Annotated in this window: 9 protein-coding genes and 1 pseudogene; 5 read left to right on the top strand and 5 right to left on the bottom strand. The window is 37.6% G+C overall.

Features of this window, described 5'->3' with window-relative positions:
• Positions 1-178: 178 nt before the first annotated feature.
• Positions 179-334 carry a hypothetical protein gene (locus MSKOL_RS20830; RefSeq protein ID WP_231592153.1) on the bottom strand — a complete coding sequence of 52 codons (156 nt, stop codon included), beginning with the start codon at positions 332-334 and terminating at the stop codon, positions 179-181.
• On the opposite strand from MSKOL_RS20830, the pseudogene MSKOL_RS21505 reads away from it, so the two are divergent.
• Positions 312-519 (top strand): annotated as a pseudogene (locus MSKOL_RS21505) (transposase); the annotation flags it as partial. The gene MSKOL_RS20830 and the pseudogene MSKOL_RS21505 overlap by 23 nt on opposite strands.
• Positions 520-632: 113 nt before the next feature.
• Here MSKOL_RS21505 and MSKOL_RS00180 read toward each other — a convergent pair.
• Both MSKOL_RS00180 and MSKOL_RS00175 read right to left on the bottom strand, forming a co-directional pair.
• A complete protein-coding gene (locus tag MSKOL_RS00180; protein ID WP_048153196.1) occupies positions 633-992 on the bottom strand; it encodes a hypothetical protein in 360 nt (119 codons plus the stop codon).
• A complete protein-coding gene (locus MSKOL_RS00175) occupies positions 989-1753 on the bottom strand; it encodes a ParA family protein (protein ID WP_048116487.1) in 765 nt (254 codons plus the stop codon). Before MSKOL_RS00175 ends, MSKOL_RS00180 begins: the two co-directional genes overlap by 4 nt.
• 1120 nt (positions 1754-2873) lie before the next feature.
• Here MSKOL_RS00175 and MSKOL_RS00165 point away from each other — a divergent pair.
• From MSKOL_RS00165 to MSKOL_RS18575, 4 genes are all read left to right on the top strand, one after another.
• Positions 2874-5255: a LamG domain-containing protein gene (locus MSKOL_RS00165; RefSeq protein WP_197078747.1), complete on the top strand. Its 2382-nt coding sequence runs from the start codon at positions 2874-2876 to the stop codon at positions 5253-5255.
• Between the two features lie 523 nt (positions 5256-5778).
• The gene (locus MSKOL_RS00160) at positions 5779-8145 is read left to right on the top strand and encodes a LamG-like jellyroll fold domain-containing protein (RefSeq protein ID WP_197078746.1); all 2367 of its coding nucleotides are present in this window, start codon (positions 5779-5781) and stop codon (positions 8143-8145) included.
• Positions 8146-8147: 2 nt separating this feature from the next.
• Positions 8148-9227 carry a hypothetical protein gene (locus MSKOL_RS00155; RefSeq protein ID WP_052725291.1) on the top strand — a complete coding sequence of 360 codons (1080 nt, stop codon included), beginning with the start codon at positions 8148-8150 and terminating at the stop codon, positions 9225-9227.
• 1042 nt (positions 9228-10269) lie between these two features.
• The gene (locus MSKOL_RS18575) at positions 10270-14010 is read left to right on the top strand and encodes a PKD domain-containing protein (protein WP_052725290.1); all 3741 of its coding nucleotides are present in this window, start codon (positions 10270-10272) and stop codon (positions 14008-14010) included.
• Positions 14011-14399: 389 nt separating this feature from the next.
• Here MSKOL_RS18575 and MSKOL_RS00145 read toward each other — a convergent pair whose 3' ends face one another.
• The gene (locus tag MSKOL_RS00145; protein ID WP_048153192.1) at positions 14400-15476 is read right to left on the bottom strand and encodes a glycosyltransferase; all 1077 of its coding nucleotides are present in this window, start codon (positions 15474-15476) and stop codon (positions 14400-14402) included.
• Positions 15470-16672 (bottom strand): hypothetical protein, encoded by a 1203-nt coding sequence (locus MSKOL_RS00140; RefSeq protein ID WP_048153191.1) that lies wholly within the window; start codon positions 16670-16672, stop codon positions 15470-15472. The genes MSKOL_RS00145 and MSKOL_RS00140 overlap by 7 nt, the downstream gene beginning before the upstream one ends.
• Between the last annotated feature and the right edge of the window lie 14 nt (positions 16673-16686).

Raw genomic sequence — 16686 nt, 5'->3', positions numbered from 1 at the left:
TCATGCTTTCCTGTTGTCGTTTTCCACTTTACACGTTTCACTCATTACTATCATGCTTTCATGCTATCGTTTTCCACTTTACGTGTTTCACTTGTTATTATGTTCTATTTACTACTATCACGCTTTCTGTCATTGTTTTCCACTTTACAGGTTTCAATCACTACTACAGATTTTCCTGTTACCATGTCCATTGAGCATTAGGGTTTTCGTTTTCATCGGTCAAGAGTAGAGTTCCCGCAGTAAACCGAATTTCCTGAGGCTGCTTAACAGCAGTGAAAAATGTCCATGCACCTGTCGAAGCTATAAGAAGTACAAAAAAGATTAAAGGATACAAAAATCGAGAGAAGTCAAGACTGCTACTTTCAAAACTTCATTAAAAAACAAGCAATCAGATACATGATTTTCAGCATAAACTCTCTTCTAAATTTATCAGCGAGAATCAAGCTATTGCTCTGGAAACTCTGAATGTTAAAAGGGGTGCAGAAGAATCACTGTCTTGCGCAGACTCTTAGTGATTCTACATAATTCTATGAACAAATTAATTTTGGGTTACGTCGGAAATTAGTGTATGTATAGTTTCGACAGATTGACATGAATTTACAAATATGTTAAAAGATAGGAATCGTTATACTTTACAGCGTACCAATATTCTTTTTTTCCTCAGCCATCTTTTCAATTTCATCCCTGTGTGTTTCCCATGCTTTACTCAGGCACCATCTTAGGGCCTTGGACACTTTATCGGTTCCGATTGCAAGCATTATCTTTTCTAACTGCTCTACTTCCAAATCAGTAAATTTAGCAGATCGGTTGTGTTTTAGTTTCTCGTTGTCAGTAATTTTTTCTTGGCTTCTCATTATCTCGTTTTCGGTTTTACCTGCATGTGTTTCTTTCCAGCTTTCTGTGTTTTCGTTAACATGAGTTTGCTGCTGCCCCAGCAGAGCTCCTATATTGTCGTTTTCATCGATCGTCGTATTACCTATAGCTGTCCTCATTTTGTCATCCCCCATCGTTTCATAACTTCTTCTGTTAATGTTTGGTATGCTACTGCCCCTGCTGATTCAGGTGCATACTCAAAGATTGACTTTTTGTGAGTTGGACATTCGGCTAGCCGAATATTTCTCGGAATAGTTGTCTCGAACAGAATTGCACCAAAATTTTTCAGCAACCTTTCCCGGACCTCTTTTGCCAGGGTAGTCCTTGGATCATACATTGTCAGCAGGATTCCTCCTATCACAAGACCTGGATTCAGTGTCTGCTTGACTTGTAGTATAACATTGACCATTTGGCTCATGGCATCCAGAGCGTATGCCTCATGCACAGGAATAATGACCTCATCAGCTGCACACAATGCATTAATAGGGATCACTCCGACCGATGGCTGAGTATCAATTAATATAATATCGTAATTTTCTTCGATTGGTTTCAGTGCTCTTTTTAGAACTGTTTCCCTGGCAAGATGAGCAGCCAGTTCCAGTTCAATTGTTGAGAATGCCAGGCAAGAAGGAATAATATCCAATCCGGTTTCTACGGATGGCGAAATAACTTCGTTTATCGGGGTTCCCTGGAACAAGTCCTTTATTGTTTTTTCTGCTCTTAATCCAGGATATAGATTTGAAGATGCGTTTGCTTGAGGATCAGAGTCTATTAATAAGACCCGTTTGCCTTTTCGAGCTAGCCCTGCAGCTAGGTTTGTTGCAGTAGTTGTTTTGGCGACCCCCCCTTTAACATTGTTAATAGTTACTGTTCTGGCCATGCATATACCTCATTAATTTTTAACAATAAGGCGTGAAGTCCCTTCCATAAAACTCTGAGCTTTGCGAAGAGTTTAGAGAGGGGTAGTTCACAACATACATAATTGGATAATTGTTTTTATGTTTATTTGTATACCTGTAATTAAGAATATTTGTTCCTATATCTGTCAGTATATAACTATACTTATATGCAGTTATGCTTGTATTTTTGTATATACTCATACCTATAATCTAATATCATTGAATACTTTTTCTTGACTTGTTGCATTTTGATCTCTAGAAGGCTTTCTAATTTGTTTTTTTATATTCAAATTTTTTTTGTATATGAGTATTTTTGTATATGAGTATTTTTGTATATGAGTATTTTTGTATGTGAGTACTTTTGTATGTAAGTATTTTTGTATGTGAGTACTTTTGTATGTAAGTATTTTTATATATGAGTGTTTTTGTATGTAATTATTTTTGTATACGAGTATTTTTGTATGTAAGTATTTTTGTATATGAGTATTTTTGTATATAAGCATTTTTATATGTAAGTATTTTTGTATTTATGTATACTTTCATACTTGAAGATTTGTCTAACAATATTTGTTATATATTAATTTGTTTATATAGTTATATGTCTGTCTAGGTATTGTAGAGTGCTATACTCATGTTAAGTAAAAATGGTTTACAGATGAGACCTGTACATCTCGACCAAATCACAAATGATGCTTGAAATTAATGTCAGTCACCTATCCTGAATTCTTAGCCTGACGCTTCATTTTGAGAAAGGTGTCTCCTGCTCAGAGGTTGAAGCAAGGTTACGGTAAATTTTGCTTTCTTTTTTCTGATGTATATTATCTTACTTGAATACTTGGATGCTTGGATATTTGTATACATTTATACATATATTATTGCTCACTTGCATGCATATCCGCATAGCAGCAAAACAGTTCATATTTGTTTAAACAGTTCATGGGTTTATATACATGTTATACGTTATATTATCAAGACATAAATTTAATATGAATAATGTGATAATTTCTAAAACTATGCTACTGATATCGATAACCTGAACAAAAGGAATGAAAAACTATGATAAATATATCTAAAGTTTTATTAGGGTTGTTGCTGCTCTCCATGTTGGCATTTCCTGGAGTAGCATCACCCGTAACAAACGGATTAGTGGCCTCGTATAATGGGAATATCACTGATAATGTTCTACTGGATGAATCTGGGAATCACAATAATGGGTATCTTATAAATGCCACTCAAGGGATGCTGTTATCCACAGGCGCTAATTATGTTTCTTTTTCCGGTTCAAATAGCCAGGCAAATATTCTCAACAACGCGAACACAAACATCACATCCGAAATCTCTATAGAATTCATAGGCTCAATCAACGAGTTTTCCAGTTACGGGGCAATCGTTTCGAAATATTCCGACGAAGAAGGTACAGGGTGGTACCTGTCGTGCAGGAGTGATCCTTCTTTAAAAAAAATAGTATTTGGGTTGTACGACTCGGACGGGGTTTTGCATCATTTTAGATCCGATATTCCTTTGGTAGCTGGTCAAGTTTATGATATTGTGGCAACATACGACGGAAATATTGCACACGTTTATGTTAATGGTGTTGATTCGTCCACTGATAATAGTCCAATATGGGCGGCCTCAATGTCCGGAAATAATTACAACACGTCGATTGCTTATGCAGAGAATGGTCTGAATTATCTCAATTGCAATATGTTGGCTTTCAGACTCTATGATCGCGCTTTGACATCATCTGAAGTACAGCAGAATTATCAAAACGACAGATGGAGATATGTGCCAGAGCTTCCTTCGGACATCGTTGACCTGAAGAAAAAGGCATACGGTGACGGTGGGTTGCCTCGATATATGGGTTCACATGCTATGAGCCAGTCAGGATCCGGAGTGAGCGTGGTCGATTCGAATATGTCTTCTCTTGGATCGGTATCAACGCCATATTATCAGGATAACGGAAGCGAAGAGACCAATTACGTCCTTTCGGACTTTTTAATATCAGGTGTAAAATGGAAGAATTATTATGCACCTGGTTCTTCTGCTTCACTGTCATTTTCTGGGAATAACCGAAACAGGCTGGAAGATATCAATCTTACAAATAATTCTCTTCATCTTTTAAATTCTGTGACTTATACTGCAGACTCACTGGTTCGTAAAGATGCAGTTCCAGTCACTGGTAATGCTTTTCAATTTTATGGTGATGGATTGAACACAATCTCAGAAGACACTGTTCAGGCCTACACCGATAATGGTGAGATTCAAAGCGATTGTATCTTGGACTCGTCAGGTGCAGCTATCTATAACTATTATCAAAATCGCACGTCTGGAACTACCCGGAGCAATTCAGTTGAGCTTTCTCTTTTTTCTCCACAATTGACTCCAATGCCCTGTCCGAGTGGATACTTTGGTTCTCTAAGTTTTGCAATTCATGCTGATGCCCAGGATCCGGATTCCCTGAAAACAATGATGTACGGAACCAACGACGTAAATAATTCTACTTATGGTACAAAAGGGTATATCGGGCATGGGCTAATCTGCACATGGGCAGCATTTGCAGCTTCTTCTGGTGGTGGAGTTGGTTTTGATAACGCCTCGTTTAAATCAGTACTTGATGATATGCAGGAAGAAGGTTTTGAAATAATACCTCACAATGTAATTGGTTCGGCTGGCGAAGGTAACCCAACTCGCGAGACTACTGGATACTATTTACCCTTGTACTCCAGCAGTTACTCTTCAAAAAATTGGATTGACCATGGGTTAAATGGAGGAAATAGAAACACTGGTTTAAAGAGTTTGGGCCTGGACAAAAACTCACCGCAGTATTATATAGGGGATTTAATGCGTGAATATGGTTTTCAGTATGCCTGGGCGTATCAAGATGTTCCGGTAAGAAACGGTCTTTCTACGAGTCGTATTCAGTCTCTTGGGCTTCCCTATGATGTTGTTTGGACGAATACAAATTTTACCTGGGACAATGGCACGCCAATGTACGAATGGACTTCAACCTGGGCGCCAGATAAAACTGCTTTGGATTATTTCAACAAAGAAACACTTCAAACTATGGTTAACAGTTATGGGGTCTGTTTTTGGCATGATTACACTGCGCAAAATGATGCTACCTTTGAAGACTATTATTTTACTAAAGGCAATCCTTACAGCATCAACGAGACATATGACAATCTTTTGCTAAATATATCTGAACAAAATGCGGCTGGCAGGATTTGGAACCCAACTGTAAGTCAGTATATCGACTACTGGAGAGCTGCATGTAACGTTGAATGTAAGTGTACTGGTCAAGACACATACACTTTGATCAACCATAATTCTGATCCTGTCCCTGGTTATGCTATGCGGGTCACTGGATCATATACTGTGAAAATAGATGGCAATGATTTGACTACCAAAAAGAACGGAAACGACACGGTATTCTGGATGGACCTCTCACCTGGTACGCATTTACTGACACTTGCGAGGATTTAAAAAGTTCCTTATACAATTTAATTTTTTTATATATGTATGTGCAGGTGAAAGTTTACAAAAGCTGAAAGTTTACAAAATCAAGATTTTGTGAAGTTTTTGGAAAATTGGCAATTTTATCTGAAGAAGCGTAAAACCCCTGGGTCTTTACTTCCTTGTAGTTCATGGGTTCATTGATAAACGATAAACGTTCCTTACTTCTAACAGTTTCATATATTTTAGTAAGTGTTATATATAGCGGGAACACTAATTATTCACAACAGTATTTATATTTTATACATGTGATACTTCTTGAAAGCGGGCAACACATACATATTATTCGATAAGTTGAGGTTTTCATCACTACTGTCACCTTGCTCTGAAAAAAGAATTCTCATGTTCTTGTTAGAAAGGAGCTTTGATAGTGCCAACATGCGCTTTAATACACGTGACAGCAGCTGGAAGTTGATAATCACCGAACTAAAAAGGGAATGTAGATCTTATGGTAAATAATCGGTTTTTTTTACTGACAGTAATGGGAGTGTTATTGCTTGTTTCATGTGCTCAAGCAGCACCTGTAACATGTGTAGTACCGGTAACAGATGGGTTGGTTGTTTATTATAACGGTAGTTTATCTGGGGATACACTGGTAGATCTCAGCGGAAATAATAATACGGGCTATGCTACGAATGTAACTCAAGAGACAAATCAATCAACTGGTGCGAATTACATAAACCTTAATGGCGTTGATAGTAAGATAGAGATTTCTGGTAATGAACAGGTTGATGTTTCCGGTCCTATATCGATTGAATTCTTTGGCTCAATTAATACATTCTCGAGATATGGATCACTTGTGAGCAAGTATAGTAGCGGACCACTTAATGGCTGGTATCTGAGTTGTTCACCTGATGATCCTTACAATAATATCCGTTTTAGTGCAGTCTTGGAGAGCGGTCAAAGAGGGTATAACTCAAACATCAATCTTGTTGCTGGCCAGCTATACCATATCGTAGCAACTTATGATAATAATGTTACTCACATTTATGTAAATGGGATGGATTCAGCTGAGCCTCGTAGATGGGATTCACCTATAGTAAGGAACACTAAAGATATTACCATAGGATTCGGTTCTGGATTAACCTACAGTAACTGTACTACGTATACTTTTAGACTCTACAATAGGTCACTTTCCCAGAATGAGGTTTTACAAAATTACAAGAGTTTAAGGTGTGTTTCTCCTGATGATATAACTATCATTAAAAAACTGGCTTATGGTGATGGTGGGTTACCCAGGTATATGGGATCATATGTGATTCAGCAGTCTGATTATGGTTTAAATGTATTGGATAATAATTTGGATGTTTACAGCTCTGTAGGGACGCCTTTTTTTCAGAATAATAATGAATCACTGGCTAGCTGTTTGCTTGTAGAAGCCGCAATTAATGGCGTTCAATGGAAAGACTGCTATGCTCCTGGGTCAAGTGCTGTTTTAACATACACAGGAAAGAATCGTAGTGTTCAAGATACCTGTTTGTTATCTAAAGACTCTTTTAATCTTAATCATTCAGTTACTTATTTGGGACAGACTCAGACCAGAAAAGACGGCGTGTCTGTAAATGGTGGCAGTGCATATGAATTCTATGGAGAAGGCCTGAACACGATTAATGGAAATAACGTTATGCTGTACACAGACAATGCAGAGGTTCAATGCAATGTACTGTATAATGAGACCGGTAAAGAGGTATATTCATATTATCAAACCAGGGATGCTGGTGTTACTAGAGCTAGTTCATTAGACTTTCCGCTTTCTTCACCTCAGTTAACTCCTATGCCTGTTCCCTCTGGATATTTGGGTGCTTTAATTTTTGCAGAACACGCAGATTATACAGATCACGATTCACTGCGGACTGTTATGTATGGAACCAATAATACTACGAGTCCTGTTTACGGAAAAAAAGGTTTCATTGGTCATAATCTTACAGGGACCTGGTCTGTATTTGCGGTTTCGTCGTATGGTGGGGAAGGCCTGGATAGTCCTGCGCTGAAATCGGTAACTGACGAAATGTCTGATCACGGTTTTGAAATAACGCCGCATAGTTTTACCTCAAGAGTAAATGAAGGTCTTCCTGACCGTAGTATGACAGAAACTTATCTACCCTGGTATGCTACAAATTATTCCTGTCGGAATTGGATAGATCACGGTCTGGCTAGTGGTGCCAGAAACTCTCAATTAAAGAGCCTTGGATGGGATCCTGCAAGCGAGTATTACATTATGGATTTGTTCCAGCAGTATGACATGCCATATGCCTGGGCTTTTATTGATGTAACGGCTGAAGGAGACCTCAGTACATCCAAGGTTCGCTCAGTTGGGTTGCCTGTTGATGTCGTTTGGCAAAACACAAATCTGGCACTTGACAATGGTACTTCTCTTTATCAGTGGAAATCATGCGCTACAGGAAAAGGACTGGCACTTACCTGTTACGGTAACAGTACAATTGATGACATGCTGTCAACTTACGGGTTAAGTATATGGCATGATTATTGGCCTGACAATTCATCGTCGTCTGACTATTATTATAATAAATCCACGCATGAAATCAATGAAACCTTTGATGGGTTATTGAGCAATATCTCAGCCCAAAAACAAGCAGGTAGGCTCTGGAATCCAACCGTATCTGAGTATATTGATTACTGGATTGCTGCAAGCAATGTAGAAGTGAAATGCACAGGAGCGAATACTTACACTATTGTGAATCGCAATCCTGACGCAGTAAAGGGCTTTTCTATGAGAGTCGAAGGAACTTACTCTCCTAAACTTGATGGTGTGGCACTGAATACAAAAACCAATGGAGTGGATACGATTTTCTGGATGGATCTGTCGACTGGGACGCATACTATTACACTGGAGGCCTGAATATGAAGAAATTAGTAATGATATTAGCACTGGTTGGTGCTCTTTCCCTTGTCTCAATTGCTTCGGCTCAATTTACATCTCCGCAGACATGGGGTTCATTTGGAAATGATGAAGGGCAATTTTATGGCATGAGTGGAATTGCCACTGATACTTCCGGTAATATCTATGTAGCTGAGCTTGATAACCGGGTACAGAAATTCAGTGGAAATGGCGAATATATCACAGAATTCAACATATCTGCTAGAGATATTGCAATTGATTCAGTTGGAAATATCTATGCGACTGTGAACGATTCAATCCAGAAATTCAATTCAGCCGGTACTCGATTAAATACCTGGGGCAGTACTGGGACTGAAAATGGGTACTTTAATTTTCCTACTGGGATTGCATTGGATTCTTCAGGGAATATATATGTTTCAGATATGGAAAATAACAGGATTCAGAAACTAGACTCTTCGGGCAGCTATTTAACAAGCTGGGGTACACCAGGATCAGGTAATGGAAATCTGAAATTGCCGGCTGGAATCACTGTAAGTGGAAATTATGTATATGTTGCTGATATGGGTAATTACAGGATACAGAAATTTGATTTAGATGGAAATTATGTCTCGAGTTTAGGTAGCAAAGGAACTGGTAACACACAATTTAATAGCAGTATAGCAGTCGCGAACAGTTCTTCTGGAAATATTTGTGTAGCTGACTACTACAACAACAGGGTGATTGAGTATGACAGTAACTTTAGTTATTTGACTCAATATACCGGGCTTAGTTATCCAACTGCACTGGTCGTGACCAATGATAACTTATATGTGCTTGCTTCTGGGGACTATCAGGTGTATCAATATAATACCATAACAGCAATTCCTCCTTTCCCCGGTTGTACTTATCCACCAAAAGATCTTGATAATGATGGTCTCTTTGAAGATATCAATGGAAATGGGGTACTGGATTTCAATGATGTCGTAAAATACTCTGCTAAAATGAATTGGATAAAAGAAAATGCTCTTGTTGCTTTCTTTGATTTTAATAATAATGGTTCTATTGACTTTAATGATGTTGTAAAACTTTATGTTAAAATTTGAGGAAGTAACCCCTATAAAGAAATTGTATAGAGTTTTAATCCCTCTAGTGTTGAGTCAATCATCAAAGATTCAATAAGTCCAAATAATTGCAATCGATTTAATACGACATTTTGTTGTTGACTCAACACTAGTATCATGGCAGCTTAGTTATGATACGTTAATACATAGACACTATTTCATCCTTAGTCCCGTTCTTAATTATAATGATTCATAACTAAATTGCTTAGACACTAGTCTTGATTTAGACTAGAAATCTTAAATACACTATAAAAAGAGGTGTGAACTATTTTTTCCTGAATTCATCGCTTGAGGGCTTAGTTTTGAGGAAGAGGCTTCTTAGTGCCCGCAACGAAATAACCTATGCAACTTAGAATTTATTGTAACTTTGACTGGCGACCTTGATAGTGAAAATCACAACGTCCAATCGGGAATATGCATAGGTTGTTCTGTGACGGGGCCTTAGTTCATTCCTCTCTTTTTTGAGACCAAGTCCTTAAGCTCTTTCCCATGTTTCGTAGGTGTCAGATAATTATAAAACTTTGATTTTAAAATGAGACTTTTTGATATTGATTGCAGTGTTTATATTTCTATCATGTTCATTTCACAGTGAACACTCATATATACTTTATATGTTTTTTCTAGGGAATTTTTTAGAACTTTTGCTTAATTTTAGCCAAAAGGGGTATTTCCATCGACTTATACCACACACAACATTATACAAAAATTTAAATAGTCTGTGTGTTTTATTATTAGTATTGTTATCACTCATATAAGTAGAAAAGTATTATGAAGAGACAGGAGATGAATTTGATTACATGAAATATTATGCTTAAAAAGATATTGAAAAAATTATATTTTATTTACATAGTATAGAAGGAGACAAGAGTGACTAAGATATCGATACAAAATCTTGTAACACACTATGATAACATGAATCAATTAAAAAAAATAATACTGTCCCCTTCTTGATTATATATTAACAATTTGATTAATTTTGGTGGCATTGTAACACTTTATGTTAAGATCGAAGGAGATGTAACATATGAATAAGCTGTATAAAGTTTTAATCCTTCTAGTCTTTTTTGGACTTGGGATACCATGTGCATCTGCAGCAAATAACATTTCGTTTAATCCTCAAACAACTCAGATGGACATAGGTTCTTCCCAGAATATCCAGCTTGTGCTGGATGAGGTTCCTGATGGACTTTCAGGTTTCAGCCTCAATATTTCGGTTTTAGACCCGGAAATTGTGGAAATAACTACAGTTTCTTTCCCTGACTGGAGCTCGCTAGAAACGAACTCTACAGTTCCTTCTAGTTCGGTTTGGATACAAGCTATTGATTTAAATAAAACCGATCCAGATGACGAAATTGGCCAAATTAAACCTGGTGAGACCAATGTTTTGCTTGGAACTATTACTATAACTGGAAAAAAAGCAGGTACTTCAGATCTAAACATATTGGAAGATTCCTATTATGATTCTGATAATCCCGACTTTGTTCATTTGACTCTTGATGCAACCCCAAGTAAAATAAATGTATTAGATCCAGAATTTCCTGTAATTAATTCTGTTGATCTCAATAAGAGTACACTCAACACTGGTGATTCCATCCTTGTAACTGTTGATACAACTGATAATGTAGGAGTTAGTGAGGTAAAGGCAAACGATGTTTCACTCGTTAATCAAAGTGGAAATATCTGGAATGGAAGTATTACAGCGGTTGAAGGTACTCATTCTGTAAATGTATCCTCTGCAGATTCAGAAGGCCATGTTGCCTGGAACAATGATACTTCCTACATAGCTACAACACCAGGCCCAACAGATACGGAACTTCCTGTCATCACTTCTGTCGATCTCGATGACTATACACCTAACACTGGTGATTCTATCCTTGTGACTGTTAATACAACTGACAACGTTGGAGTTAGCAGTGTAAAGGTAAATGATGTTTCACTCGTTAAACAGAGTGGAAGTATCTGGAATGGAAGTATTGTAGCAGTTGAAGGTACTCATTTTGTAAATGTGTCCTCTGAGGATGCAGCAGGTAATGTTGCCTGGAACAATTCTATTAATTACACAGCTACAAAACCAGAACTACCAGATAACAGTGGAGTTGAGCTGCAACTCTGGACATTTGATGCAAGCAAAGTAAGCGAAGTTCCAGATAATATTTACACGGCTAATCCAATTGATCCATATATCTCAAATTTGAGTCTTGCGTACAATTCTGCATTAGGGTCCATTGACTCTAGCTGTCAGAGTGATGATAGTGGAATTACTTATATCACAGGTGCGTATCCTGCTGTTAACGAAAACCTGACATTTACAATGGGAGTTAACTCAAGTTCACAATGGTCATATGGGTATATACATACTTCAGTTGCCTATGTAGGTGTCAGACATGCTCTAGATGATAGTTATGAGATCGTGTCTTACTGGACAGGCGATGATGGCAGTCTGTTAAATTCTAGTTTCACGATTCCTGCAAGTTCAGTTGTTGATAATAGAGTTACGGTTAGTATCCACAGTGATGACTCAAACCGTACGAATATTGTTACAGCTGGGCCTGAGATGTATGTTATTACTCCTTATACAACAGAAAAAACACGAAAGCTACCCTATGCAAACGTAATTCAGCCTTTGATCTACCTTAACTGTTATGCATCAGGTGCAGACGGTTGGGTTAATGTGCACCTCTACAACATAACTCAATCCATTCCAAGAGAAACTATCACGCCATACGCGCGAAACGATATAATGGCATTTGGTCTGGATTACCCGAATGTTACAAATAACCAGAATGGTATAGATTTCTTAATTTCTCGGGATCAAACTGCAAGCATTTACGTTTCTGAAAATAATATGAAAAACTCTACTGATACTGCGTATGATAACAGTCTGTTTGCCAGTGGGTTTGAGGGATGTATACACTTTTATCCTGGACTTGAGTCTTTGCCTCTTGAAGAAGCAAATGGAACAATAGACTCTCAAATTGGGGCTATGAACGGAACCTTTGGTTTGACACCGGCTTCATGGAGTTCTAGCGGAAATCAAGATAATATAACACATGCAATCTATGCGTACAATAAGTACGGGTCGCTGTATAGAAATGGTCCAATGGGTATGGCCTTTATTCCTAATGTTAATACCCTTTCGAACGAGACATGGGCCTGGTGGTCAGAGAGTTCAGCACACGGTGCAATTTCTCCATGCTTTACACATGAGACAGATAATAGCCCGGCTGATCAATATTCAATAAGTCCAGATCTGTTCGAGACTTTTGTGACCAATCTGAATTCAAACAATATTAATCTGGTTGATTTCTCAGAATGGTATTACAGTTCAATGGCACAGACTGCTACCACTAAAGTTTTACAATCTGATGAGGATAATCTAAAGTTCCAGCTAAATACGAGTGGTGGGTATCCAGTCAATATAAACGTGCAGACTACGATTTCTCCTTCGAGCCTGGTCTGTGATGGTGTGTCGGTACCATTTAGTCAGACATCTGACGGTATTCAGTTCATGAGTATTGGTAATGGGACATACACTTTGAAAAGCCCTGTGCCACCAGTTCTTCCTATAGCAAACTTCACTGCAAGTCTTACTGTACAGTTCACTGACACATCTACTAATGATCCAACTCAATGGGAATGGAATTTTGGAGATGGAACTAATTCAACCGAGCAGAATCCTGTACACGTATACAATAGTGAGGGAACATATACTGTTACAATGGTTGCAACAAATGGTGCTGGTTCCAGCTATGTAAAATCAATGGTTATCACCGTAACCCGCTTAATACCAGTTGCGAACTTCACTTCAAATGTAACAGAAGGCTATGCTCCTCTGACTGTTCAGTTCAATGACACATCCATCAACAGTCCAGCTCAATGGAACTGGGACTTTGGAGACGGAACTAATTCAACTGAGCAGAACCCTGTACATGTGTTCAGTGGTGAGGGAACATACAGGGTTACCTTGATTGTAACAAATGGTGACGGTTCCAGCAATCCAAAATCAATGGATATTAAAGTAAACCGTGTACCAGTCTCACCAGTTGCAGGCTTTACTGCAAATTCTACAGAAGGCTCTGCTCCACTGACTGTTCAGTTTACTGATACATCCACTAACGATCCAGATGAATGGAACTGGAACTTTGGGGACGGAAGTACATCAACTGAGCAGAACCCTGTGCATGTGTTCAATGGTGAGGGAACATACAGTGTTACCCTGGTTGCAACAAACGATGACGGTTCCAGTGATCCAAAATCAATGAATATTAAAGTAAATCGTGTACCGACACCACCAGTTGTAAACTTCACTGCAAAGCAGACAGGGCCGCTTACGGTTCAGTTTAATGATGCATCCAGTAACAATCCAAATGAATGGAACTGGGACTTTGGTGATGGATCCACATCTACCGATGCAAGCCCGGTACATGCCTATGCTGCTGCAGGAACTTATACAGTTAACCTGGCTGTAAGCAATGCCGATGGTTCAGATACCATAAGTAAGACAATAACTGTTACTGGAACATCTGCTTCACCGACAGCAAGCTTTACATTGGCACCTCAGGTTGGGCGTGCTCCTCTTACGGTTAGATTCACAGATAGATCTGTCAATGCTGCCTCAATAAAATGGGACTTTGGTGATGGAACTACCTCTACCGAATCAAACCCGAGTCACACCTACACAACAGGATTTTACATTGTAAAATTAACTGCAACTAACGGTGACAAATCAAGTACTGCAGCCAATATAATAATAGTTGGAAGGTGATGTCACCAGTCCTGAAACTGAAGACCAGTGACAGCAATGTAATGCCTGCGATACAGTGAAAGTTCCAGTTGTTTGCCTCAGCTAACAATTGGAAAACCAGGAATGATGGGCTGGCTCACCAATAAGAGCACGAACAGCCCTACTTCCTGTTACTGGTACCTGGCAACGGAACGATTTTAATTTTTTAAGTACTAATTTCATTTTTTAAGTACCAGTTTAATTTTTTAGTTTTTATTTTAATTTTTTTGATTACTGATTTCATTTCTTTAATTGCTGGTTTAACTTTTTAATGACTAGTGTCCACTTTGAAGAACATATGGCTTGTCTGACTTTAAAGAAATGAACCAAAACGCCTTCTTGCGAGTTGTTAGATTTGCAGGTGGGCTGGTTCACGAAGTTTGCTCATAGATGGATTTAGTTGTTTTTGCAATATTTTTCCAGGTAAAAGATTCAGCATATTCTTTAATTTTTAAAGTATCCCAATTTTTATTTAATGCTGACATTATAGTTTTTTCTAGTTCTTCTGAACTTGCAGGTTCACATAATAATCCGTAATCTTCAGAAGCTATAATCTCAGGAACTCCCCCGACTTTCGTTCCTATAAAGGGTTTTCCACACCCTATTGCTTCAAACATAACAATAGGATTTCCCTCACCCAGGCTTGGAAGGACAAAGAAATCACTGGTGTTTATGTAAATAGGGATCTCATTGTCAGGGATCCACCCTACTAATTTTATATAGTCCTCGAGTTTAGAGTCTTTTATTTGTTGCTCTAGAGTTTCTAATAGATAACCTTTCCCTGCAATGATACAGTAAATATCAGATCTGGTTTTTGCAATGTTGCCAATTGCTTCAATAAGATACTTGTGACCTTTTATGTCGATTAAGTTTGAGATATTAAATATCACCTTTTTATTCATAGGAATACTCAGAGCAGATCGGCATTCGCTGGTATCTCTTGGGAAAAAAAAGGCTGAATCATACCCATTTGGAATTACAACTAATTTATTTGAGTATTTTGGGAAAGTCTTGGAAATAAATTCTTTTTGTTTATTTGAAACTAAAATCATTGTATCTATATTTTTTAAAACGAAATTAAAAAATAGTTTGTATTTTTCTACAAACTCTTCTGTTTTTGAGTGATGGAATGTGACTATTAACTTTTTACCTACGATTTTGGATGCTATGGATGCAGTTATTGCAGAAATAAAGCTGAATATACCGCCTGATGTTTGATCATGAATTATTTCATACTTTTTTCTGTTGGATAAAATCTGGAAGAATAATCCAAAAGTACGTCGGTATACCTTTTCGAAATTTGTGTTTTTTGAACCATCTGTATTTGTATAATAATTGTACAATAATATTTTGTTTGCGTCAACAGACAAATTTTCCATTAAGTTCTTAGTATGTGTGGAAACTCCTCCTGAGGAAGCTACAGATCCACACATTAAAACTCTTACCATTTTGCCACCCCCACTTTCTCTAAATATGTTGCCATAGACAGCATCATCCAGGCCGCTCCCCATCTCATATAAGGAATTTTGTTTGTGAGTATCCTGTTTTTTTGATAGAAAAAGTATCCCAAATTATCCTGCATATTAAGAATTGTCCATTCTAAAATTTTCTTTGCAAACTCAAGGAACTCTGCGTCAAATACACTTAACTTACTAAAGGTGATTATACCCTGAGCTTGATTATGTATGTCTACAGGGTATAGTTTGGGATATCTATAATAACATCTACCGTTGTCTAAAAACTGTTTTTTTCTGTAAAAATTTACTCCCTTATTAATTGATTTCATTAACTGGTCCTGTTTTTTTGGCTCAGCAAAAGGAAGGTATTCAACCAGAGAATCTAATATAAAACCCTGGTGAAAGTCAGTTTGGCGTCTTATCTTTCCACTTTTGTATTTACTATATATCCAACAACCGTCTGAATCCTGAGTACACATTAAGAATTCGGAAAGCTGGCACGCGATTTTTTTCATTTCAGCATCGTTAAATAAGGGCATTAATCTGCATATAGCGCTTAGACCTTCAGCAGAAGCGTTTATTACAATTTTGTTTTCACTTAATGTATCATATTTCAGATAATAAAGCCCGTCATCTGTTTTTCTTAGTAGATATTTGATTAAGAAATCGTAGGCACTTTTTCCGATATCTTTTAGCTCCTCATCCTTAAAAATTGAGTAACTGTCAGCTATTGCTTTGATTACATTTGATGTTGTAATAACATCAGGTATATCTGGAGCTAATGTGCTTCCGTCAAAGCCCCTATAATTAAAATAGTGGCCTGCCCAGCAATCAAAACCATATTTTTGTTTGAGAGATTTACTTTTTAAAAAGTTAATGCATTCTGATAAATCATCTTTATACTGTTGATCGCTTGTCAAAGAATAAATTTTTGCAAATGATTGAGCAAAAAGTGATATACCTTTTATATCTAACCCTTTTTCAATACCTAGAATTGGCCTGATGTTCAAGATAGAGTACTTATTTAATTGAGTTATTAGTATCTCCAATGGCTGAGAATTAGAGCATAGTCTGCTTACTATTTCGCTATTTAGTGCATCATAAGGATCCCATCCATAATATCCTTCATTTTTTACCCAACTGTGAAGAGATCTTATTGAATCATCCACAAGTGCGTCGAAAGTCATAAGCTAGCCCCCGG

Origin of the sequence: Methanosarcina sp. Kolksee, from assembly GCF_000969945.1 — an archaeon.
Lineage (GTDB): Archaea > Halobacteriota > Methanosarcinia > Methanosarcinales > Methanosarcinaceae > Methanosarcina > Methanosarcina vacuolata.
The sequence above is the reverse complement of the archived record's forward strand: the minus strand, read 5'-3'. Positions and strand labels throughout refer to the sequence as shown.

Excerpts from the sequence above, each read along its gene's own strand:
- MSKOL_RS00180 (WP_048153196.1), bottom strand. The coding sequence starts at position 992 with ATGAGGACAGCTATAGGTAATACGACGATCGATGAAAACGACAATATA.
- MSKOL_RS00175 (WP_048116487.1), bottom strand. The coding sequence starts at position 1,753 with ATGGCCAGAACAGTAACTATTAACAATGTTAAAGGGGGGGTCGCCAAA.
- MSKOL_RS00165 (WP_197078747.1), top strand. The coding sequence starts at position 2,874 with ATGTTGGCATTTCCTGGAGTAGCATCACCCGTAACAAACGGATTAGTG.
- MSKOL_RS00155 (WP_052725291.1), top strand. The coding sequence starts at position 8,148 with ATGAAGAAATTAGTAATGATATTAGCACTGGTTGGTGCTCTTTCCCTT.
- MSKOL_RS18575 (WP_052725290.1), top strand. The coding sequence starts at position 10,270 with ATGAATAAGCTGTATAAAGTTTTAATCCTTCTAGTCTTTTTTGGACTT.
- MSKOL_RS00145 (WP_048153192.1), bottom strand. The coding sequence starts at position 15,476 with ATGGTAAGAGTTTTAATGTGTGGATCTGTAGCTTCCTCAGGAGGAGTT.
- MSKOL_RS00140 (WP_048153191.1), bottom strand. The coding sequence starts at position 16,672 with ATGACTTTCGACGCACTTGTGGATGATTCAATAAGATCTCTTCACAGT.